Genomic DNA, 22602 nt, shown 5'->3' with positions numbered 1-22602 from the left:
GCCACCGCTTTTCCGGCGCCCGGACGCGAGGGGGGCGCGCTCACTCCCCCTGCGGACGCCCGGCGCGCAGGGCGTCGAGCATGAGGTGGAAGTGCCGCCGCCACTGCCCGGGGTCGGCCTCGGCGACCCGCGCGTTGGCCATCACGAAGAACGCCAGATCGGTCGGCCCGACGTCGGCGCGCAGCACGCCCTCGTGGTGCGCCCGCTCCACGAGGCCGGCGACGAGCCGGTTGACCTCGGCCCGGCCGTCGAGGTGGGCGAGGCAGGTCAGCTCGGTGAAGGCGCGGTCGTGGGCCTGCATTTCGCAGGTGCGCTCCAGGAAGCGCACCAGGCCGTCCCAGGCGTCGTCGGCCTCCAGCGACTGCCGGGCCAGCTCGGCCCAGAAGGCGACCTTCTCGGCGAGGATCGCGTCGATCAGGTCGGCGCGCTCGGGGAAGTGCCGGTAGAGCGTGCCGATGGCGACGCCGGCCCGTTTGGCCACGGCCTCCAGCGGGGCCCGCAGCCCTCGTTCGGCCAGCACCTGCCTGGCCGCGGCCACGAGGGCGTCGCGGTTGCGCTGGGCGTCGCGGCGCAGGGGGCGGTCCATACCCGCCATTCTAGTGAAGGTGAGGCATACCCTCAGGTTAGTGCTAACCTGAGGCCATCCCTCGACTTAAGGAGCGCACGACATGAAGATCGCCATCCTCGGCGCCGGTCCCGGCATCGGCCTGGCCGTGGCCCGCCGCTTCGGCAAGGAGGGCTTCGAGGTCGCCATGGTGGCCAGGAACCACGACCGCCTGGCGGAGCTGACCCGGACGCTCGCGGCCGAGGGCGTCCGGGCCGCCGCCCACCCCGCCGACCTCGCGGACGAGGCCGCCCTCGGCGCCGCGCTCGACCGCATCGGCCCGGTGGACGTCCTCGTGCACAACGGCGTCGGCACCGGCGAGGCCCGCACCCCCGTCCTCGACGTCACCCGGCGCAGCGCCCAGGACGCCATCGACGGCGCGGTGCTGGGAGCCGTCACGGCGGTCCGCGCCGTGCTGCCGGGCATGCTGGAGCGCGGCTCGGGCACGCTGCTGTTCACCTCGGGCATCTCCGCCGTGCACCCCCTGCCGTTCCTGGGCAACATCGGCATCGCGGCGGCGGGGCTGCGCAACTACGCGCTGTCACTGGCGGAGGCGCTGCGCGACCGGGGCGTGCACGTGGGGCACGTGCCCATCGCCGCCGCGGTCACGCCCGATTCCCCCGCCTCCCCCGAGATCGTGGCCGACACGCACTGGAGCCTGCACACGGGCCGCGACCGCCACGAGGTGACCCTCGGGGACCTGGCCGTCCTCCAGGCGGCGATGGCCGCCCACGCCGCTCAGAGCGTGTAGTCGAAGGCGTAGGAATGCCCGCCGGGGCCGGCCGCGATGGTCATCTCACCCCTGATGCCGCGCAGCCCGCCGGTGCCCGAGCCGGCGACGACCCGCACGCGCAGGCTCTGCCCGGCCTCGTCACCGGCTGCCTCGTCACTGGCGGCGTCGTGCTGGACGACGAAGCTGCCCGCGCGCCCGTCCAGGGTCCCTTCGACGCGTTCCAGCGCGACGTACGAGCGGCACGCCTCCACCGGGGTGGTGGCCATCAGCATCGTGACGAGGCTGGTGCCCGTCAGGTCGCCGGAGAAGGTCTTGGTGAGGGTCACGGTCGTGAGCGTGACGCCGTCACGGTCGTCGTAGGGCGGACTCGGGGTCCAGTTCGCGGTCTCGAAACTGCCTCGTGCGGTCATGGCCCTCATCGTGCCGGACATACCTGCCAGCCTCCGTCAGGTACCGGCCAGCCGCTCCACGACGGGCGCGAAGGCGTCGACGAACTGGGCGTTCACCGACACGTACGAGATGCCGAGCCGGTCGCGGCGACGTCGCAGCGTGTCGGCCATCTCCGTCACCGTGCCGGTGAGGATGCCGGTGCCGCTGCGGCCGAAGCGGGTCAGCGCCCACTCCGGCGGCTCGGCCCCGGCGCAGGCCAGGTTCATGGCCAGCTCCAGGCGGTGGAAGCGGTCGCCGGCCAGTTCGTACAGCTCGTCGATCTTGGCCGCCAGTTGCTCGTCGGTGTAGTGCGGCGGCACGCCGAGGGCGACCGTGTCGGCCCGGTGCGCGGCCAGCCGCAGCAGCCTGGTGCCCGAGGCGGCCACGAGGATCCTGACGTCCTCGACGGCCTCGATGGTCTGGGAGAGCCGCTCGATGCGCTCCCCCGGCGTGCCGAAGCGCACGCCGAGCGCGGCGGCGTCGCCCTCGGCGTCCGGCCGCCCGGCCCCGAGGCCCAGCTCGAACCGGCCGCCGGTGAGCCGGTGCAGGGTGGCGGCCTCCCACGCGACGGCCCTCGGCGTGCGGTTGGGCGCGCTCAGCACGTACGTGCCGACGCGCAGGGTCGTCGTCGCCGCGGCCGCCACGCCGGCGGCCGTGAACGGCGAGAACGTGCCCAGCGTGTCGGGCACGAGCAGGGTCGAGTAGCCCAGGCCCTCGGCCCGCCGGGCCAGGCCGGTCCACGCGCCGGCGTCGGGGGCCTGCCCGGCGACCGTGCCGAATCTGAACGGGTGATCGGTCATGCACCCAACGATCGCGGACGGAGGGGCGCCACACATCGTCCGCCGGACCGGTGCGGCGCTACGTCCGGGGGCGCACGCCTCCGGAGGAGCGCTACTCCCCCAGCAGTACCCGGGTGAAGTCGTTGCCGAACTTGCCGTCCGGGTCGAGCCGGCGCACCAGCTCACGGAACCGGTCCGGGCACTCGGGCCAGCGGGTGAACAGCTTGCCCCAGTGCGGGATCGGCCCGAACGGCGCCAGCGTCCGCTCCACCAGCTCCACGACCGGCAGCACGGCGGCGACGTCCTTGATCCAGGTGAAGTGCACACCGATGCTGTCGCGGCCCTCGAAGGGGCTCAGCCACAGGTCGTCGGCGGCGATCGAGCGCACCTCGGAGATCTGCAGCACCGGCCGGATGCGGTCGCCGACGGCGAACAGCGCGCGCAGCGCCGCGACCGCGTGCTCCCTGGGCAGCAGCAGTTCGGTCTGCAGCTCGTCGCCGGCGCCGCTGGGCGGGAAGTCGGCGCGGAAGTGCGGCAGCCGCTCGTACCAGGCGCCGGGGACGCCCAGTTGCTCCGTGCAACTGTCGGCCGGCATGGCGGGCAGCGGGTGGCGGGGGCCGTCGGCGGGGGTGGTGCCGTACCAGTCGGGGTCGGTCAGCTCGTCCGCGCGCTTGAGCCAGACGCGGGTGTCGCGGTAGTCGGTGAAGAGGCTGACGCTGTAGCCGCTCGACATGATCTCGTCGAAGTGCCCGAGCGCGTCGGGGCGCAGGCCCTCGCGGACGTACTGGCGCAGCTCGAAGGCGGGCACGAGGTCGAGCGTGAGCGCGGTGACGACGCCGAGCGCGCCGACCGACACCACGGCCCCGGGGAAGTCGGCCTCGCCGCGCGCGAGCGACAGCGGCGAGCCGTCGGCGGTGACCAGCTCGATCCCCGACACGGCGGCGGCCAGGCCAGGCACGGCGTCGCCTGAGCCGTGGGTGCCGGTGGCGACCGAGCCCGCGACGGAGATGTGCGGCAGCGAGGCCAGGTTCGCCAGCGCGAAGCCGGCCCGGTGCAGCAGGGGCGCGAGCTTGGCGTACGTGGTGCGCGCGCTCACCCGCACCTGGGCGGCGGCGCTGTCGATCTCCACCAGTTCCGGCATCCGGTCGAGGGCCACGAGGTCGCCGGTGGTGTCGGCGACGTGGTTGAAGGAGTGGCCACTCCCCAGGGCTCGGACGTGGGCGCTGGCCGCGACGAGCCGCTGCAGCTCGTCGATCGAGGACGGATGATGGACTTCTTTGGCATGGAATGTCGTGTTTCCAGCCCAATTGGTCAGCGTCACGGCCTTACCTTCCCACAGCACCATCTTGTCAGCCGGTCCGGGTGCCGCTAGTTTCTGGTGCCGCCGACCGGAGGTGTGCCGTGCTTGTCCTGTCCGAGGCTGTGGGCCTGATCACGCTCGTGCTCTGGCTCTACTGCCTCTTCGATGTGATCACCACACCCGAGGCGCTCTGCCGCAACCTGCCGAAGATCGCCTGGGTGCTGATCGTGCTGCTGTTCCCGCTCATCGGGTCTGTCGTGTGGCTGGTGGCGGGCCGGCCGGAGCGGGCCGGCGCCCGGTTCCCGGCCCAGGCCCGGCCGAACGCCTACCCCGAGTACGACCGTCCGGGCCGCTTCGCCGCCGCCGATCCGGACGACGACGAGGAGTTCCTGCGCCGCTGCCGCGAACGCGCCGAGGAACAGCGCAGGAACGCCCCCAGGAAGCCGTCAGACGACGAACGCCCGCCCCTCTGACGGGCCCGGGATCAGAACCCCTGGGCCAGGCGGTAGTACGCCTGGTTCCAGCGCAGCTCCTTGGCGAACCGCTCGGTCGTGGTGTCGGCGTCGATGATCACCAGCTCCACGCCCAGCATCTCGGCCAGGTCGGTCAGCTCCTCGCGGCCCACGGCCTTCGACAGCACCGTGTGGTGCGGCGCGCCGGCGGTCAGCCACGACTCGGTGGACGTGCGCAGGTTCGGACGCGGACGCCACACGGCGCGGGCCACCGGCAGCTTCGGCAGCGGCTGCGGCGGGGTCACGACGTCGATCTCGTTGGCCACCAGGCGGAACCGGTCACCCATGTCGGCCAGGCCGACCACGACGCCGGGGCCGGGCTCGGCGTCGAACACGAGCCGGACCGGGTCCTCCCTGCCGCCGATGCCCAGCGGGTGGATCTCGCACGACGGCGTGCCGGCCGCGATCGACGGGCACACCTCCAGCATGTGGGCGCCGAGGATGAGCTCGTGGCCCGGCGTCAGGTTGTAGGTGTAGTCCTCCATGAAGGACGTGCCGCCGGGGGCCATCGCCTTCAGGGTGCGCAGCAGCACCGAGGTCTTCCAGTCGCCCTCGCCGCCGAAGCCGTACCCGTCGGCCATGAGCCGCTGCACGGCCAGGCCGGGGAGCTGGCGCAGGCCGCCGAGGTCCTCGAAGTTCGTGGTGAACGCCTTGAAGCCGCCGGCCTCCAGGAAGCCGCGCAGGCCCAGCTCGATCCGGGCCGCGTAGCGCAGCGACTCGTTGCGCTCGCCGAGCAGTTCGGGGGCCACGGCGTACTGCTCGGCGTACACCTTGACCAGGGCCGTCACGTCGGCGTCGGAGGCCGCGTCCACGACCTCGACCAGGTCGTTGACGCCGTAGGTGTTGACCGAGACGCCGAAGCGGAGCTGCGCCTCGACCTTGTCGCCCTCGGTGACCGCCACGTCGCGCATGTTGTCGCCGAAGCGGGCCAGCTTGAGCGTGCGCACCTCGGCCAGTCCCTGGGCGGCCCGCACCCAGGCCAGCACCCGCTCGCCCACGGCCGGGTCGCTGACGTGCCCGGCCACGGTCTTGCGCGGCACGCCGAGCCGGGTCTGGATGTGCCCGAACTCGCGGTCGCCGTGCGCGGCCTGGTTGAGGTTCATGAAGTCCATGTCGATGGTGGCCCACGGCAACTCGACATCGGCCTGCGTGTGCAGGTGCAGCAGCGGCTTGCGCAGCGCGTCGAGCCCGGCGATCCACATCTTGGCCGGGGAGAACGTGTGCATCCACGCGATCACGCCGGCGCACGTGTCGTCGGCGTTGGCCTCCAGCATGATCCGCCGGATGGCGGCCGCGTCGGTCAGGACGGGCTTCCACTCCACCGGCATGGGGAGTTGCTCGGCGATCCGCTGGGACTGCTCGGCCACCTGACGCAGCGTGTCCTCGCCGTAAAGTCCCTGACTGCCGGTCAGAAACCAGATGTTCAACGCGGGCTCCTCTGTCCGTAGACGTTCTGATAGCGGTCGTACAGGCGGTCGATGTCGTCCTGCGGAATGGGCAGGGGGTCGCCGAGCTGGCGGGCCACGTGCACCGTACGGGCCACGTCCTCGCACATCACGGCGGCCTTCACCGCGGACCTGGCGTCCTTGCCGATGCTGAACACCCCGTGGTTCCGCATCAGCACGGCCTTGGAGCGGTGGCCCTTGAGCGTCTCGACGATGCCCTGGCCGATCGAGTCGTCGCCGATCAGCGCGAACGGGCCGATCGGGATCTCGCCGCCGAACTCGTCGGCCATCGCGGTCAGCACGCACGGGATGGCCTCGCCGCGGGCGGCCCAGGCGGAGGCGTACGTCGAGTGGGTGTGCACGACGCCGCCCACCTCGGGCATGTTGCGGTAGACGTAGGCGTGCGCGGCGGTGTCGCTGGACGGCGAGTGCGCGCCTTCCAGCAGGTTGCCGTCGAGGTCGCACACGACCATGTTCTCTGGCGTCAGCTCGTCGTAGGAGACCCCCGACGGCTTGATCACGAACAGGTCCTCGCCCGGGACCCGGCCGGAGACGTTCCCGGCCGTCCAGACCACCAGGTCGTAGCGGACCAGCTCCGCGTGCAGGTCGGCGACGATCTTCCGCATGTCCATCAAGCCTGTGCCTCGTTCCTGATCGCGCGCAGCGCGTGCAACATCTGCCCGTCTCCGAAGAAGTCGTGGAGCCTGCGGTACTCGGCGTAGAGCCGGTCGTAGGCGTCGGCGCGGGCCGCGTCCGGCACGTACGCCCGCTCGGTGCGCTTGCCCATGGCGGCGGCGGCCTGCTCGATGGAGGCGTACTCGCCGACGGCGACCGCCGCGTGGACGGCCGAGCCGAGCGCGGGGCCCTGGTCGGAGCCGATGACCGACAGCGGGCGGCGCAGCACATCGGAGTAGACCTGCATGAGGAAGCGGTTCTTCAGCAGGCCGCCTGCGACGATGAACTCCTCGACCGGCACGCCCGACTTCTCGAACGTCTCGACGATCATGCGGGCCCCGAACGCGGTCGACTCGATGAGCGCGCGGTAGACGTCCTCGGGCCTGGTGGCCAGGGTCTGGCCGACGATCACGCCGGACAGGTTGTGGTCCACGAGCACCGAGCGGTTGCCACCGAACCAGTCGAGCGCGACCAGGCCGTGCTGGCCCACGGCCTGCTTCTCGGCCGCCTCGGTCAGGCGCTCGTGGCCGTCGGCGCCGAAGTTGTCCACGAACCAGGCGAAGATGTCGCCCACCGCCGACTGGCCGGCCTCGTAGCCCCACAGGCCCGGCACGATGCCGTCGCTGACGACGCCGCACATGCCCGGCACCTCGGCGAGCCGGTCGCTCGGCATGATGTGGCAGGTGGAGGTGCCCATGATGGCCACCATCTGGCCGGGACGGACGGCGTCCGCGGCGGCGGCCGTGACGTGCGCGTCCACGTTGCCGACGGCCACGGCGGCCCCCTCGGGCAGGCCGGTCCACTCCGCCGCCCGCGCGGTCAGCCGCCCGGCCAGGCCGCCCAGCGGGGCCAGCGTGACGTCGCCCGTCTTGTCGCCGACCTCGCCGGTGGCGAGCTTGCCGACGAATCCGGCGAAGCCGGGGTTCAGCTCGGCGAGGTACTCCTCCGACGGGTAGCTGCCGTCCTGGAAGACGCCCTTGTAGCCGACGGTGCAGATGTTGCGGCTCTCGACGCCGGTGAGCTGCCAGATGATCCAGTCGGCGGCCTCGATCCAGCGCTCGGCCCTGGCGTAGACCTCGGGGGCCTCCTCGAGGAGTTGCAGCCCCTTGGCGAACTCCCACTCCGAGGAGATCTTGCCGCCGTAGCGCGGCAGCCAGCTCTCGCCCCTGCGCGCGGCCAGCTCGTTGATCCGGTCGGCGTGCGGCTGGGCGGCGTGGTGCTTCCACAGCTTGGGCCAGGCGTGCGGCTGCTCGGGAGTCTCGAAGCACAGCGGCGTGCCGTCGGCCGTGGTGGGCAGGACGGTGCAGGCGGTGAAGTCGGTGCCGATGCCGACGACCTCCCCGGCCGGCACGCCCGCGGCGGCGATCGCCGCCGGGACGGCGATCCGCATCACGTCGATCCAGTCCTGCGGCGACTGCAGCGCCCAGTCGGGGCCGAGGCGCACGTCAGTGCCGGGCAGGGTGTGCTCGATCACGCGGTGCGCGTACTCGTGGACGGCGCTGCCGAGTTCGGCGCCGTCACTCACCCGTACGACGACGGCACGCCCTGACAGCGTGCCGAAGTCCACTCCGACCACGTATTTGTTAGCGCTCACATTGAACTCCAGGGTTTTCGGGGCATGCCCATCATCACATCTACCGGACCCGGGCCGTGCTCGACCTGACGACGAAGCTGGGCCGCACGACCAGCCGCTCGTAGGCGCTGGCGCCGCCGTTGAGCTGCAGGTCGATCTGCCGCAGCAGCACCTCGATGCAGTGCCGGCCCACCACGTCGAAGTCCTGCCTGACCGTGGTGAGCGGCGGCGAGAAGAACTCCGACTCGGGGATGTCGTCGAAGCCGACCACGCTGATCTGCTGCGGCACCCGCACCCCCTTCTCCGACAGGGCCCGCAGCACGCCGAGCGCCATCTGGTCGTTGGCCGCGAACACGGCCGTGACGCCGTCCATCGCGGCCAGGCTCTTGCCCGCCTCGTAGCCGGCGCGCGGGCTCCAGTCGCCCGCCAGCGGCTCGGGCACCGGCCGGCCCGCCTCCTCCAGCGCGGCGCGCCAGCCTTCCAGCCGCCCCTCGGTCTCCATCCAGTCGTGCGGGCCGCTGACGTGCCAGACCGTCTCGTGCCCCTGGTCGAGCAGGTGCCGGGTGGCCAGCTTGGCACCCTCCATCTGGTCGATGCACACGATCGACACGTCGGCCCGGTGCGTGCCCTCCACCGCCACCGCGGGCAGCCCGGCGGGCAGGTTCTCCAGCGCCATCGCGGCCGAGCGCTGCGGGGCGACCACCACGACGCCGTCCACGCCCTGCTCGGCCAGGTAGTCGATGGCGGCACGCACGTTGTCGGCGTCGATCGTCTTCAGGCTCACGATGCTGACGAAGTAGCCCGCGGTCCTGGCCGCCTGCTCGATGCCGTAGATGGTGCTGGCGGGGCCGTACAGCGTGGTGTCGAAGCTCACCACGCCGAGCGTCCTCGATCGCTTGGTGACCAGGGCGCGGGCCACGAGGTTGCGCCGGTAGCCCAGCCGGGTGATCGCCGCCTCCACCCGGGCGCGGGTGTCGGCCCGGACGTTGGGGTGGTCGTTCAGCACGCGGGAGACCGTCTGGTGCGACACGCCCGCCTCCTTGGCGACGTCGGCCATGACCGGCAGGCGGCGCTTGGGGGTCGTCAACGGTCTCTCCTTTCACTGGGCCCTGAGGATCCTACTTACCGGGCGGCGCCCGCCCTGCGCTTGGTCCACACGTCGAACGCGACGGCCGCCAGCAGCACGATTCCCTTGACCAGCATGACCCGCTCGCTGGGCGAGCCGATCAGGGACATGCCGTTGTTGATGACCGCCATGATCAGGCCCCCGGTGATGGCGCCCACGACCTTGCCGACGCCGCCCTGCACCGCCGCGCCGCCGATGAACGCCGCCGCGATGGCGTCGAGCTCGAAGCTGTTGCCGGCGGTCGGGCCCGCCTGGTTGAGCCGCCCGGCGAAGATGATGCCGGCGACGGCCGCCAGCACGCCCATGTTCACGAAGATCCAGAAGACCACCGACTTGACCTTCACGCCGGACATGACGGCCGCCTGGAGGTTGCCGCCGATGGCGTAGATCTGCCGGCCGAAGACCGTGCGGTTGGCCATCAGCGAGTACGCCAGCACGAGGACCGCCAGCAGCACCAGCACCCACGGCAGGTTCTTGAACCGGGCGAGCTGCACGACCAGGAAGAGGATCAGCGCGGCGCCGGCCGCCGCCTTCAGCACGAACAGCGCCATCGGCTCGACCGACTGGCCGTAGCCCTTGCGGGCGTTCCTGGTCCGCCACAGGGCGGTGAACATGCCGGCGATCGCGACGACGCCGATCAGCAGGCTGAACAGGTCGGCGCCGCCGAGCAGGCCGAGTCCGACGTTGCCGAGGTAGCCGTCGGTGAAGCCGTTGGCCAGCGTACGGACCTGGTCGGGGAACGGCCCGATGCCCTGGTTGCCCAGGACGGTCAGCGTCAGCGCCCGGAACAGCAGCATGCCGGCCAGCGTCACGATGAAGGCCGGGATGCCGAAGTAGGCGATCCAGTACCCCTGCCAGGCCCCGATGAGGGCGCCGGCCGCCAGCGTGGCCAGCAGGGCCAGCGGCCACGGCCAGCCCATGTTGACCATGAGCACCGCGGCCAGCGCTCCCGTGACCGCCACCACCGAGCCGACCGACAGGTCGATGTGCCCGGCGATGATGATCAGGATCATGCCGATCGCGAGGATCAGCACGTAGGAGTTCTGGACGATGATGTTCGAGATGTTCTGCGGCGTGAGCAGCGCGCCGTCGGTCAGGACCGAGAACAGCACGACGATCGCCGCGAACGCGATGTAGATGCCGCTGGAGCGCAGGTTGAGCGAGATTCCGCCGAGCGACACCCGGCCTGGCCGCCGTGGCGCTCCCCCGTCGCCCGTGGCGCCGACCTGCACGTCGGCGGGCGTGATGCTGCTCATCAGAGCTACTCCTGTCCCTTGGTCATGAGGTGCATGAGGCTTTCCTGGGTGGCCTCCTGGCGCGGAACCTCGCCGGTGATGCGACCTTCGGAGAGTGTGTAGATGCGGTCGCACAGGCCGAGCAGCTCAGGCAACTCACTGGAGATCACCAGCACCGCCTTGCCCTGGTCGGCGAGCTGATTGATGATCGTGTAGATCTCGTACTTGGCGCCGACGTCGATGCCGCGGGTGGGCTCGTCGAGGATGAGCACGTCCGGCTCGGTCATGATCCACTTGGACAGCACGACCTTCTGCTGGTTGCCGCCGCTGAGCTGGCCCACGACGCTGTTGACGCTCGGCGCCTTGATGTTCATGCTCCGGTGGAACTCCTCGGCGATCCGGTACTCCTCGTTCTCGTTCACCCAGCCGCGCCTGGCCAGGCCCCTGAGCCCGGCCGCGCTGATGTTGCGCTTGATGTCCTCGATGAGGTTGAGCCCGTACCGCTTGCGGTCCTCGGAGGCGTAGGCGAGGCCGTGGTTGATCGCGTCCTGCACGTTGCGGATCTCGACCGGCTTGCCGTCCTTGAACACCTTGCCGGAGATGCGCACGCCGTACGTGCGTCCGAACAGGCTCATCGCCAGCTCGGTACGCCCGGCGCCCATCAGCCCGGCGAGCCCGACGATCTCCCCGCGGCGCAGCGTGAGCGCGGCGGAGTCCACGACCTTGCGGTCCGGCTGGCTGGGGCTGTAGACGGTCCAGTCCTCGACCCGCAGCGCCTCCTCGCCGATCGTGGGCTCGTGCGGCGGGAAGCGGTTGTCGAGGGCGCGGCCGACCATGCCGGAGATGATGCGGTCCTCCGTGACGGCGTCGGCGGCCATGTCCAGGGTCTCGATCGTGCGGCCGTCGCGGATGATCGTGACGGCGTCGGCGATCGCGGTCACCTCGTTGAGCTTGTGCGAGATGATCACGCAGGTGATGCCCTCGTCGCGCAGTCCGCGCAGCAGGTCGAGCAGGTGGGCGGAGTCGTCGTCGTTGAGCGCGGCGGTCGGCTCGTCGAGGATGAGCAGCCGCACCTCCTTCGACAGGGCCTTGGCGATCTCGACGAGCTGCTGCTTGCCCACGCCGATGTCGGAGATGGGCGTCGTCGGGTTCTCGCGCAGGCCGACGCGCTTCATCAGCTCGGCGGCCTCGTAGTTGGTGCGGTTCCAGTCGATGAAGCCGCGCTTGGCGCGCTCGTTGCCGAGGAAGATGTTCTCCGCGATCGAGAGCTGGGGGCTGAGGGCCAGCTCCTGGTGGATGATCACGATGCCGGCGTGCTCGCTGTCGCGGATGCCGCCGAACTCGCAGCGCTCGCCCTCGAAGAAGATCTCGCCCTCGTAGTCGCCGTGCGGGTAGACCCCGGACAGCACCTTCATCAGCGTCGACTTGCCGGCGCCGTTCTCGCCGCAGATGGCGTGGATCTCGCCCCGCCGCACCGAAAGGTTGACGTCCTGCAGCGCCTTGACGCCCGGGAACGTCTTGGTGATCCCGCTCATCCGCAAGATGTGCTCGGTCATGTTCCCCTCGCTCAGGAAAGGCCCCGGGGAGCGTGTCCCCGGGGCCGCTCCCCTACTTGAGCTGGTCCTCGGTGTAGTAGTTGCCGCCGACGATGATCTCCTTGTAGTTGGACTTGTCGACGATCACCGGGTCGAGCAGGTACGAGGGCACGACCTTGTTGCCGTTGTCGTAGTCCTCGGTGTTGTTGACCTCGGGCTGCCCGCCCTTGAGCACGGCGTCGGCCATCTTCACGGTCTGCTCGGCGAGCTTGCGGGTGTCCTTGAAGATGGTGGAGTACTGCTCGTCGGCGATGATCGACTTGACCGACTGGAGCTCGGCGTCCTGACCGGTGACGATCGGGTACGGCTTGCCGTAGCCGGAGCTCTTCAGCGCCGACAGGATGCCGATGGACAGGCCGTCGTACGGCGACAGCACGCCGTCGACCTTGGTGGAGCCGGTGTAGGACTTGGTGATGATGTCCTCCATGCGCTTCTGCGCCGTGGCGGGGTCCCACCGCAGGATGGCGGCCTGCTTGAAGTCGGTCTGGCCGCTCTTGATCACCAGGGTGCCGTCGTCGATCTTCGGCTTGAGCACCGACATGGCGCCGTTCCAGAAGAACGTGGCGTTGTTGTCGTCGGGGGAGCCGCCGAACAGCTCGACGTTGAACGGGCCCTTCTCGCCGTCCTCGACCCCGAGGCCCTTCAGCAGCGAGCTGGCCTGCTGCACGCCGACCTTGAAGTTGTCGAAGGTGGCGTAGTAGTCGACGTTCGGGCTGTTGCGGATGAGCCGGTCGTAGGCGATGACCGGGATCTTCGCGTCGGCGGCCTGCTGGAGCTGCGAGGTGATCGCGGTTCCGTCGATCGAGGCGATGACCAGGAGCTTGGCGCCCTTGGTGATCTGGTTCTCGATCTGGTTGGCCTGCGTCGGGATGTCGTTCTCGGCGTACTGGAGGTCAACCTGGTAGCCGAGCTTCTCGAGCTGCTGCTTGACGTTGTCGCCGTCGTGGATCCAGCGCTCGGAGGACTTGGTGGGCATGGTGACGCCGATCAGGGCGCCCGCGTTGCCGGCGGCGGCCGAGGCGGAGGCCTCGGAGTCGACGGTCTTCGTGCTCGAGCCACAGGCCGTCATGGTCGCGGCGAGCGCGATGGCGGACACCACGCCCCCGATTCGTCCCAACCTCATGAGCATCCCTTTCCATGGGGGTCGCGGCAGACGCAGGACGCGGCGGCTGCCGGTGATAGCGCGGGGTTCAGTCACAGAACGTGACGAACCAGAACAAAGTTCGCACTCGTTTTCGCTGATTGTTATCGCTAACAAAGCGTATGTCAACGCTCGAACATAACCTGACGGAAACTTTCAGGTAACTTCCACGCAGGTCAGCGGCGTGACCGCGCCGAGAACAGCCGTTGCAGCAGGATGAAGACGAAGAGCAACATTCCGATGAAGATCTTGGTCCACCAAGAGGAGAGGGTCCCTTCGAAACTGATGATCGTCTGAATCAGCCCGAGCACGAGCACCCCGAGCACCGTCCCCAGCAGGAAGCCGCTGCCCCCGGTCAGCAACGTCCCGCCGATGACCACCGCGGCGATCGCGTCCAACTCCATGCCCACCGCGTGCAGGCCGTAACCGGAGAGCATGTAGAACGACAGCAGCACACCACCGAGTGCCGAGCAGAATCCGCTGACCGTGTAAACGGTGATCTTCGTCCGCCCCACGGGCAATCCCATGAGCAACGCCGACTGCTCGCTGCCGCCCGTCGCGTAAACCGCGCGGCCGAAGCGGGTGTAATGCAGCACGTACGCCGCCACCCCCACGACCACCAGCGCGACGATCACGCTCGGTGAGATCCACATGTCCGCGAACAGGTCGATCCTGCTCTGCGCGAACGCCGTGAACGCCGGGTCCTCGATCGGGATCGAGTCGGTGCCGATCGTGTAGCACAGCCCCCGCGCCAGGAACATGCCCGCCAGCGTCACGATGAACGGCTGGATGTCGAAGGCGTGCACGATGTACCCCATCACCAGCCCCAGCCCCGACCCGATGACCAGCACCAGCGGCACCACCAGGTACGGCGGCCACCCCGGCCCGGCCATGAGGCTGGCCGAGATCATCGTGGACAGCGCCACCACCGACCCCACCGACAGGTCGATGCCCCCGGTGAGGATCACGAACGTCATCCCGACCGCCACCACCAGCAGGAAGGCGTTGTCGATGAAGACGTTGAGGATCACCTGGCCGCTGGCGAACCCCTCGTAGCGGATCCCGCCGGCCACGAACATGGCCGCGAGCAGGCACCCGGTCACCAGGACCGGCAGGTATTTGGCGGGCAGGCCGACCCGCCCGGCCGTCAGCGTGGTCACAGGCTCACCCGCACCTTCTTCTCGGCGGCCGGGCCGGGCGGCGCCGTACGCCCCCGCCCGCGCAGGACCTTCGCGCGGAAGGACGGCGACTGGACGAGGCAGACCGCCGTCACCACCAGCGCCTTGAACAGCAGCGTCGTCTCCGGCGGCACGCCGATCGAGTAGATCGTCGTGGTCAGCGTCTGGATGATCAGCGCGCCCAGCACGGTGCCGCCGAGCGAGAACCGGCCGCCCGCCAGCGACGTGCCCCCGATCACCACGGCCAGGATCGCGTCCAGCTCGATCCACAGGCCCGCGTTGTTGCCGTCGGCGCTGGAGACGTTGGAGCTGATCATCAGCCCGGCCACGCCCGCGCACAGGGCGGCGAAGGCGTACACCATGATGATGATCCCGCGCGCCCTGATCCCCGCGAGCCTGCTGGCCTCGGCGTTGCTCCCGACCGATTCGATCAGCAGGCCCAGCGCCAGCCGCCGGGTCAGGAACGCGGTGATCGCCAGCACCCCGAGCACGATCAGGATGCCGAACGGCACCGTCAGCCAGTAACCGCCGCCGATCACCTTGTACGCCGGGCTGTTGACGGTGATGATCTGCCCGTCGGTGATGAGCTGGGCCAGGCCGCGCCCGGCCACCATGAGGATGAGCGTGGCGATGATCGGCTGGATCCCGATGCCGGCGACCAGGAACCCGTTCCAGGCCCCCAGCACCAGGCACAACCCCAGCGCGAGCGTCACGGCGGTGAACACGCTCGCGTCCTGGCTGATCTGCAGGCAGGCCAACGCCCCCGAGATCGCCACCACCGAGCCGACCGACAGGTCGATGCCGCCGGTCGCGATGACCAGCGTCATGCCCAGCGAGACCAGGATCAGCGGGGCCCCGAAGCGCAGGATGTCGATCAGGCTGCCGTACAGGTGGCCGTCCTTGACCTCGATCGAGAAGAAGCTCGGCGTGAAGAACAGGTTCAGCGCCAGCAACAGGACCAGCACCACGGCCGGCCAGACCAGGCGTCTCATGAGGCCCGCCCTCCGCTCGCGATCGTCTCCATCAGGACGTCGCTGGTCAGCCCCGCGTCGTTCGGCAGTTCGGCCACCAGCCGCCGGTCCCGCAGCACCTGCACCTTGTGGCTGAGCCGCAGCACCTCCTCCAGTTCGGCGGAGATGAACAACACCGCCATCCCGCCGTCCGACAGCTCGGCCACCAGGCGCTGGATCTCCGCCTTGGCCCCCACGTCGATGCCCCGGGTGGGCTCGTCGAGGATGAGCAGCCGGGGCTCCAGGATCAGCCACCTGGCCAGCACCACCTTCTGCTGGTTGCCGCCGCTGAGGTTGCGCACCAGGTGCTCGGGGTTGGGCGGGCTGATCTTCAGCGCCTTGACGTACCGGTCGACCAGCTCGTCCTGCTGGTCGCGGGGCACCGGCCTGGTCCAGCCCCTGGTGGCCTGCAGGGCCAGGATGATGTTCTCGCGCACGGTGAGGTCGGGGATGAGCCCGTCGGCCTTGCGGTTCTCCGAGCAGAACGCGATCTTCTGCGCCATGGCCGCGCGCGGCGTGCGTAACGACTGCGGCGTCCCGCCGACCGCGATCTCGCCCGTGCTCGCGTGGTCGGCGCCGAACAGCAGCCGGGCGATCTCCGTACGTCCGGAGCCGAGCAGCCCCGCCAGCCCCACGACCTCGCCCTCGTGGACGGTCAGGCTGAACGGCTCGATCGCCCCGACCCGGCCCAGCCCGCGCGCCTCGACCAGCGGGCGGTCGAACACCTTGGCCTCGCCGTGCAGCCGTTCCAGCACGGCCAGCTCCTGGCCGATCATCTTGGCGACCAGCTCGACCTGCGGCAGCTCCCTCGTCAGGTACTCACCGACCAGCCGGCCGTTGCGCAGGATCGTCATCCGGTCGGAGATCTCGTAGATCTGGTCGAGGAAGTGGGAGACGAACAGGATCGCGATGCCCTCGTCCTTCAGCCGGCGCATCACCCTGAACAACTGCGCGACCTCGTCGGCGTCCAGGCTGGACGTCGGCTCGTCGAGGATCAGCACCCGCGCGTCGATGTCGACGGCCCGCGCGATCGCCACCATCTGCTGCACGGCCAGCGAGTACGACGACAGCGGCGCCGCCACCTCCAGGCTCAGCTCCAGCCGTGCCAGCAGCTCGCCGGCCCTGGCCCGCATGCGCTTCCAGTCGATGCGGCCCATCCGGCGCGGCTCGCGGCCGAGCAGGATGTTCTCGGCCACCGACAGGTTCGCGCAGAGGTTGACCTCCTGGTAGACGGTGCTGATCCCGGCCCGCTGCGCCTCCAGGGGGCTGGCGAACGCCACCGCCGCCCCGCCCAGCTCGACGGTGCCCGCGTCGGCGGGGTGCACGCCGGTGAGCACCTTGATGAGGGTGGACTTGCCGGCGCCGTTCTCCCCCATGAGGGCGTGCACCTCACCGGGCAGCAGCCGCAGGTCCACCCCGTCCAGGGCGGCCACCCCCGGGAACTGTTTGCCGATCCCGCTCATCGTCAGGACCGGCTCGGGAACCACGGGCATTCGCCCTCCCTTCTGTCGTGGCCCTGCCACGACGGCGGCCCGGGTCGCTCCCGGGCCGCTCGTCCCCACGCCCGTTCCGGCGGCGGCTCAGTACTGGCGGGTGGACAGGACCTGCTTGGCCTGCTCCTGGGTGAACGTGGTCTCCTCGGTCACCACGCGGGGGGGCACCTGCTCGCCCTTGACGACCTGCTTGGCCAGGTCCATGAGCTGCGGGCCGAGCAGCGGGGAGCACTCGACGATGAAGTTGATCTTCCCGTCGGACAGGGCCTGCATGCCGTCCTTGACCGCGTCCACGGTGATGATCTTGATGTCCTGGCCGGGCACCTTGCCGGCGCCCTCGATGGCCTCGATCGCGCCCAGGCCCATGTCGTCGTTGTGCGCGTACAGGACGTCGATGTCCGGGTTCGCCTTCAGGAACGCCTCCATGACCTCCTTGCCCTTGGCCCGGGTGAAGTCGCCGGTCTGGGTGGCGATGATCTTGAACTTGGGGTCGGCCGCGATGACCTCGCCGAAGCCCGCCTTGCGGTCGTTGGCCGGGGCCGAGCCGGTCGTGCCCTGCAACTCGACGATGTTCACCGGGTCCTTGGCGTCCTTGTACTCCTCCACCAGCCACTGACCGGCCTTCTTGCCCTCCTCGATGAAGTCCGAGCCGAGGAAGGTCTTGTAGAGGGAGGTGTCCTTGGAGTCGACCGCGCGGTCGGTCAGGATGACCGGGATCTTCGCGTTCTGGGCCTCCTTCAGCACCGTGTCCCATCCCGACTCCACCACCGGCGAGAAGGCGATGACGTCCACCTTCTGCTGGATGTAGGAGCGGATGGCCTTGATCTGGTTCTCCTGCTTCTGCTGGGCGTCGGAGAACTTGAGCGTGACGCCCGCGCTCTTCGCCGAGTCCTGCACGGACTTGGTGTTCGCGGTCCGCCAGCCGCTCTCCGCGCCGACCTGGGAGAAGCCCATGGTGATCGCATCGCCGCCGCCACCGCCGCCGCCCGATCCACCGCTGCCGCCGCTGCCACCACTGCCGCACGCCGCCACCGACATCGCGGTGAGCCCGGCGAGCACAAGCACCGAGATCCTCTTTAACACGTGGGGGGTTCCCTTCTCATGTGAACGCTAACACCCCAGGTCGGGCGCCAGCGCGTCCTGTCGTCCGGTACGGCCCTAGACCCGGGCCGTGCTGGCCCTGGCGACGAGCGCGGGCGGCACCACGAGCCGCTCCCGCTCCTGCGGGCCGCCTTCGAGCTGCCGTACGAGCACCTCGATGCTGTGTCTGCCCACCGCGTCGAAGTCCTGCCTGATGGTCGTGAGCGGCGGCGAGAAGAACTCCGACTCGGGGATGTCGTCGAAACCGACCACGCTCACCCGCTCGGGCACTCTCACCCCCTGCTCGGTGAACGCCCGCAGCACGCCGAGCGCCATCTGGTCGTTGGCGACGAAGACCGCGGTCACGTTCCTCATGCTCGCCAGGCTGCGGCCCGCCTCGTATCCCGAGCGCGGGCTCCAGTCCCCGGCGAGCGGTCGCGGGGCCTCGCGGCCCGCCTGCTCCAGCGCGGCCCGCCAGCCGGCCACGCGCCCTTCGGCCTCCAGCCAGTCGGAGGGCCCGCTGACGTGCCAGACCGTCTCGTGGCCCAGCGACAGCAGGTGCTCGGTGGCCAGCCGGCCGCCCGCGACCTGGTCGACGCAGACCACGGACACCTCCCCCGCCTGCCCGCCCTCGACCGCGACCGTGGGCACGCCGAGCGGCAGGTCGGCCAGCGCCTGGGCGGCCGAGCGCTGCGGCGCGACCACCACGATGCCGTCCACGCCCTGGTCGGCCAGGTAGTCGAGGGCATCACGCACGCCGGCCCGGTCGATCGACTTGAGGCTGACGATGCTGACGAAGTAGCCGGCCGCCCTGGCCGCCTGCTCGATGCCGTAGACGGTGCTGGCCGGGCCGTACAGGGTGGTGTCGAAGCTGACCACTCCGAGCGTTCTGGAGTGTTTGGTGACCAGGGCGCGGGCGACGAGGTTGCGGCGGTAGCCGAGCTTGTCGATCGCCTCGAGCACCCGCGTACGGGTTTCGCTGCGCACGTTCGGATGATCGTTGAGCACTCGGGAGACCGTCTGATGCGACACGCCCGCCTCCTTGGCGACATCGGCCATGACCGGTAGGCGGCGCCCCAGGCTGGATCCCACAGCCGTGCTCCTTTCCTGGCTTGGCCCGACTGTGAACGCTAACAAGCGGCCCCGTCAAGGGCTCGCCGGATTACGGTCGGGTTACGCGGGTGGGTCTTGACGGCCGCCCGCGGCGCTCCTTACGTTGTCGCCGTTCGCCGTTGTTAACGCTCACTTGATTGTTAACGCTAACAACATCTGAGGAGCCCCCCACTCATGTCGCGAATCGCCCTGTCCGCCCTGCTCGTGGCCGGTCTGCTGACCGCGCCACCGGCCATCGCGGCGGCGGACCCCATCCCCGAAGGGGCCGTCGTGGACCAGTTCGACGGCACCACGCTCGGCCCGGACTGGACCGTGCTGTCACCGGACGACTCCCGCTGGAGCCTGTCGGACGGCACGCTGCACCTCGACACCCTGACCGGCGACACCCACCAGGCCACCAACGACGCCAGGAACCTCTTCCTCGTGGACGTCCCGGACGGCGACTTCGAGGTGGTCACCAAGCTCAGCGCCCCGGTCGCCCTGGACTACCAGAGCGCGGGCCTGCTGGCCTGGCAGGACTGGGACAACTACGTACGCGCGGGGCTGGCCCACGTCGGCTTCGCCGGCGGACCGGTGATCGAGACGGCCACCGAGGTCGGCGCGGCCTTCACCTCGGCCTTCGCGGCCAGGCCCGGCTCCACCGCCGAGATCCTCCGGCTGTCCAGGACCGGCGACCGGTTCACCTCCTCCTACTGGGACGGCTCCGACTGGGCGCAGGCGGCCACGCTCACCGCCGGACTCACCATCGGGCAGGTCGGGCTGTTCGGGCTGTCGGCGCAGAACGGCGCCTCGGTGCGGGCCGACTTCGACTACATCGCGATCAAGGCGGCCGAGGGCGCGCCGGTGCTGCCGCAGGGGCCGTTCACGCTGCGCGCGGCGGCGCTGCCGTACCTGTCGGCCGACCGCTCGGGAGCGATCCGGGCCTCGGCGCGCCCGCCCATGACGGGGCTGGTCCTCACCGCCGAGCCCACCGGCGACGGGGTCCGGCTCAAGGACACCGGCACCGGGAGATACCTGGAGGCCGCCGCCACCGTGCGGCTGACCACGAACGCCTCGCTCTTCCAGCTCAGGGACGCCGGCGGCGGCAAGGTCACGGTGACCTCGGGCGGCCGGGGTCTGTCGGTCGCCGGCGGCAGGCTCGTCATGGGAACGGACGCCACCGGCTTCCGCGTCGAGGGGTACACCTCCGGCGACCTGCGCGCCGACACCCGGGCCACGGGCACGAAGGTCAGCCCCGACCTGTACGGCGTCTTCTACGAGGACATCAACCACGCCGCCGACGGCGGGCTCTACGCCGAACTGGTGCGCAACCGCTCGTTCGAGTTCAACGCCACCGACGAGCCCTCGTACACGGGGCTGACGGCGTGGAGCACCGCCGAGCGCGGGGCCGCCGTCACGCCCGTCGTCACGGGCGAGGATCCGCTGAACGCCGCCAACCGCAACTACCTGCGCCTCGACGTGACGGGCGCGGGCACGGCCGGGGTGCGCAACGCCGGGTTCAACCGCGGCCTGCCGCTCGTCAAGGGCCGGCGCTACGACTTCTCGGTGTGGGCCAGACGCCCGCAGGCCGGCCCGCTGACGGTCACCGCCGAGGACGGCCCCGAGGACAGCACAGCGGTGCTCGGCCGGGCGAGCGTGCGGGTCAGGGCCGGCGGCTGGGCCAGGTACACGGCGTCGTTCACCGCCTCGGCCACCACCGACGCGGCCCGGCTCGTCGTCCAGGCGCCCGCCGGACGGACCGACCTGGACATGGTCTCGCTGTTCCCCCGCGACACGTTCAAGGGGCACGGCCTGCGGACCGACCTGGCCACGATGATCGCCGACCTGGAGCCGAGCTTCCTGCGCTTCCCCGGCGGCTGCGTGACGAACGTCGGCACCTACGCCCCGTACTCGGACAAGCAGGACCGGCGGCGCATCTACCAGTGGAAGGAGACGATCGGCCCGGTCGAGGAGCGGCCGACGAACTTCAACTTCTGGGGCTACAACCAGAGCTACGGCCTCGGCTACTACGAGTACTTCCAGTTCGCCGAGGACATCGGGGCCAAGGCGCTGCCCGTGCTGTCGGTGGGCGTGAACGGCTGCGGCGAGAACCGGCCGCTGACCGACGAGACCGAACTGGCCCGCTGGGTGCGGGACACGCTGGACCTCATCGAGTTCGCCAACGGCCCCGTCACCTCCACCTGGGGCAGGAAGCGGGCCGAACTGGGGCACCCCAAGCCGTTCGGGCTGGAGTACATCGGGCTCGGGAACGAGGAGATCTACGAGGAGTTCTTCACGAACTACCCGAAGTTCGCCGACGCGATCAGGGCGAAGCACCCCGACATCAAGATCATCAGCAACTCCGGGCAGGCGTCGCAGGGCCCCTGGTTCGACCGGATGTGGCAGTTCGCCCGCGACCAGCGGGCCGACCTGGTGGACGAGCACTACTACAACAACACCGCCTGGTTCCTGGCCAACAACCACCGCTACGACTCCTACGACCGCGCGGGGCCGAAGGTGTTCGTGGGCGAGTACGCCTCCCGGGGCAACACGTTCCGCAACGCGCTGGCCGAGGCGTCGTACATGACCGGCCTGGAGCGCAACTCCGACGTGGTGCAACTGGCCTCGTACGCGCCGCTGCTGGCCAACGTGGACTACGTGGACTGGACGCCGGACCTGATCTGGTTCGACAACGACCAGGCGTACGGATCGCCGAGCTACCACGTCCAGCGCCTGTTCTCCGCCAACAGGGGCGAGCGGGTGCTGCCCAGCTCGTTCGAGGGCGAGGTCAGGCCCGTCGCGGACATCGCGGGCGCGATCGGCCTCGGCGCGTGGAACACCGCGGTCCGCTACGACGACGTCAAGGTCACCGCGGCCGACGGCACCGTACTGCTGTCGGACGACTTCTCGGCCGGCGCCGCCGGGTGGACGCCCGGCACGGGCACCTGGACCGCACAGGACGGCGGGTACGCGCAGACGGCGCAGGTCGAGGACGCCAGGTCCACGACCGGCTCGGCCGGCTGGTCGAACTACACGGTGGAGGCCACCGCGCGCAAGACCGCCGGCGCCGAGGGCTTCCTGCTGATGTTCGGCGTGCGCGGCACCGGCGACTTCTACTGGTGGAACGTCGGCGGCTGGAACAACACCCAGTCCGCCGTGGAGAAGGCGGTCAACGGCGGCAAGTCGTCGCTCGCCACCTCCGCCACCACCGTCGAGACCGGCCGCGACTACCACCTGAAGGTGCGGGTCAGCGGACGCCGGATCACGACCTGGTTGGACGGCCGGCAGATCGACGACTTCGTGGACAGCTCGCGGGTCGAACCGCTCTACCAGGTGGTCTCCAGGACCGGGAAGTCGGTGACGCTCAAGGTCGTCAACGCGCAGGACACGGCCGTGCGTGCCGCCGTGGACCTCGGCCCGGCGCGGCTGCGGCCCACGGCCACGGTGACCTCGCTGACCGGCGCGCCGTCCGACACGAACTCGATCGCCGACCCCGGACGGGTCGCGCCCGAGCGATGGCGGTCGGACGGCTTCTCCTCGTCCTTCGCCTACGACTTCCCGGCGTACTCGGTGACGTTCATCGAGCTCACCGAACGCTGAGC

At 70.3% G+C, this 22602-nt stretch carries 19 protein-coding genes; 3 read left to right on the top strand and 16 right to left on the bottom strand.

Annotated features, from left to right (window positions below; all coding sequences use genetic code 11):
- Positions 1 to 40 precede the first annotated feature (40 nt).
- A complete protein-coding gene (locus FAF44_RS14260) occupies positions 41 to 586 on the bottom strand; it encodes a TetR/AcrR family transcriptional regulator (protein ID WP_237103606.1) in 546 nt (181 codons plus the stop codon).
- An 82-nt stretch (positions 587 to 668) separates the two neighbouring features.
- Between FAF44_RS14260 and FAF44_RS14255 the strand changes: the two genes are divergently transcribed.
- On the top strand, positions 669 to 1355 hold the full coding sequence (locus FAF44_RS14255; protein ID WP_237103605.1) for an SDR family oxidoreductase: 687 nt from the start codon (positions 669 to 671) through the stop codon (positions 1353 to 1355).
- On the opposite strand, the gene FAF44_RS14250 is transcribed toward FAF44_RS14255, so the two are convergent.
- From FAF44_RS14250 to FAF44_RS14240, 3 genes are all read right to left on the bottom strand, one after another.
- The gene (locus FAF44_RS14250) at positions 1343 to 1747 is read right to left on the bottom strand and encodes a DUF3224 domain-containing protein (protein WP_237103604.1); all 405 of its coding nucleotides are present in this window, start codon (positions 1745 to 1747) and stop codon (positions 1343 to 1345) included. The genes FAF44_RS14255 and FAF44_RS14250 overlap by 13 nt on opposite strands.
- 36 nt (positions 1748 to 1783) lie before the next feature.
- The gene (locus tag FAF44_RS14245) at positions 1784 to 2566 is read right to left on the bottom strand and encodes an LLM class flavin-dependent oxidoreductase (RefSeq protein ID WP_237103603.1); all 783 of its coding nucleotides are present in this window, start codon (positions 2564 to 2566) and stop codon (positions 1784 to 1786) included.
- 91 nt (positions 2567 to 2657) lie between these two features.
- Complete coding sequence (locus FAF44_RS14240; protein WP_308193325.1) at positions 2658 to 3866, bottom strand: FAD-binding protein; 1209 nt, start codon at positions 3864 to 3866, stop codon at positions 2658 to 2660.
- Between the two features lie 80 nt (positions 3867 to 3946).
- Between FAF44_RS14240 and FAF44_RS14235 the strand changes: the two genes are divergently transcribed.
- Positions 3947 to 4318, top strand: a complete 372-nt coding sequence (locus FAF44_RS14235) for a PLD nuclease N-terminal domain-containing protein (RefSeq protein WP_237103601.1) — start codon at positions 3947 to 3949, stop codon at positions 4316 to 4318.
- An 11-nt stretch (positions 4319 to 4329) separates the two neighbouring features.
- Here FAF44_RS14235 and araA read toward each other — a convergent pair whose 3' ends face one another.
- The 12 genes from araA to FAF44_RS14175 form a co-directional block, all read right to left on the bottom strand.
- Positions 4330 to 5784, bottom strand: a complete 1455-nt coding sequence (araA, locus tag FAF44_RS14230) for an L-arabinose isomerase (protein WP_237103600.1) — start codon at positions 5782 to 5784, stop codon at positions 4330 to 4332.
- On the bottom strand, positions 5781 to 6428 hold the full coding sequence (locus FAF44_RS14225; RefSeq protein WP_237103599.1) for an L-ribulose-5-phosphate 4-epimerase: 648 nt from the start codon (positions 6426 to 6428) through the stop codon (positions 5781 to 5783). Before FAF44_RS14225 ends, araA begins: the two co-directional genes overlap by 4 nt.
- Positions 6429 to 6433: 5 nt before the next feature.
- A complete protein-coding gene (gene araB, locus FAF44_RS14220; RefSeq protein ID WP_237103623.1) occupies positions 6434 to 8053 on the bottom strand; it encodes a ribulokinase in 1620 nt (539 codons plus the stop codon).
- A 58-nt stretch (positions 8054 to 8111) separates the two neighbouring features.
- Complete coding sequence (locus FAF44_RS14215) at positions 8112 to 9137, bottom strand: LacI family DNA-binding transcriptional regulator (RefSeq protein ID WP_237103598.1); 1026 nt, start codon at positions 9135 to 9137, stop codon at positions 8112 to 8114.
- 35 nt (positions 9138 to 9172) lie between these two features.
- Positions 9173 to 10432, bottom strand: coding sequence for a multiple monosaccharide ABC transporter permease (gene mmsB / locus FAF44_RS14210; protein WP_237103597.1), 1260 nt, complete (start codon positions 10430 to 10432; stop codon positions 9173 to 9175).
- Positions 10433 to 10437: 5 nt separating this feature from the next.
- The gene (gene mmsA / locus FAF44_RS14205) at positions 10438 to 11967 is read right to left on the bottom strand and encodes a multiple monosaccharide ABC transporter ATP-binding protein (protein WP_237103596.1); all 1530 of its coding nucleotides are present in this window, start codon (positions 11965 to 11967) and stop codon (positions 10438 to 10440) included.
- A 52-nt stretch (positions 11968 to 12019) separates the two neighbouring features.
- Positions 12020 to 13129: a multiple monosaccharide ABC transporter substrate-binding protein gene (gene chvE, locus FAF44_RS14200; RefSeq protein WP_272894485.1), complete on the bottom strand. Its 1110-nt coding sequence runs from the start codon at positions 13127 to 13129 to the stop codon at positions 12020 to 12022.
- A 194-nt stretch (positions 13130 to 13323) separates the two neighbouring features.
- Positions 13324 to 14307 (bottom strand): galactofuranose ABC transporter, permease protein YjfF, encoded by a 984-nt coding sequence (yjfF, locus tag FAF44_RS14195; protein ID WP_237103595.1) that lies wholly within the window; start codon positions 14305 to 14307, stop codon positions 13324 to 13326.
- Positions 14304 to 15317: an ABC transporter permease gene (locus FAF44_RS14190; RefSeq protein ID WP_237103594.1), complete on the bottom strand. Its 1014-nt coding sequence runs from the start codon at positions 15315 to 15317 to the stop codon at positions 14304 to 14306. Before FAF44_RS14190 ends, yjfF begins: the two co-directional genes overlap by 4 nt.
- On the bottom strand, positions 15314 to 16828 hold the full coding sequence (locus FAF44_RS14185; protein ID WP_237103593.1) for a sugar ABC transporter ATP-binding protein: 1515 nt from the start codon (positions 16826 to 16828) through the stop codon (positions 15314 to 15316). Before FAF44_RS14185 ends, FAF44_RS14190 begins: the two co-directional genes overlap by 4 nt.
- 87 nt (positions 16829 to 16915) lie before the next feature.
- Positions 16916 to 17893, bottom strand: a complete 978-nt coding sequence (locus FAF44_RS14180; RefSeq protein ID WP_237103592.1) for an ABC transporter substrate-binding protein — start codon at positions 17891 to 17893, stop codon at positions 16916 to 16918.
- A gap of 93 nt (positions 17894 to 17986) precedes the next feature.
- The gene (locus FAF44_RS14175; RefSeq protein ID WP_237103621.1) at positions 17987 to 18967 is read right to left on the bottom strand and encodes a LacI family DNA-binding transcriptional regulator; all 981 of its coding nucleotides are present in this window, start codon (positions 18965 to 18967) and stop codon (positions 17987 to 17989) included.
- Between the two features lie 228 nt (positions 18968 to 19195).
- Between FAF44_RS14175 and FAF44_RS14170 the strand changes: the two genes are divergently transcribed.
- Positions 19196 to 22600, top strand: a complete 3405-nt coding sequence (locus tag FAF44_RS14170; protein WP_237103591.1) for an alpha-L-arabinofuranosidase C-terminal domain-containing protein — start codon at positions 19196 to 19198, stop codon at positions 22598 to 22600.
- Positions 22601 to 22602 lie beyond the last annotated feature (2 nt).

Origin of the sequence: Nonomuraea sp. MG754425 (assembly GCF_021699195.1) — a bacterium.
GTDB lineage: Bacteria > Actinomycetota > Actinomycetes > Streptosporangiales > Streptosporangiaceae > Nonomuraea.
Note: the sequence above shows the minus strand (reverse complement) of the source record. Positions and strands in the feature narration are given on the sequence as shown.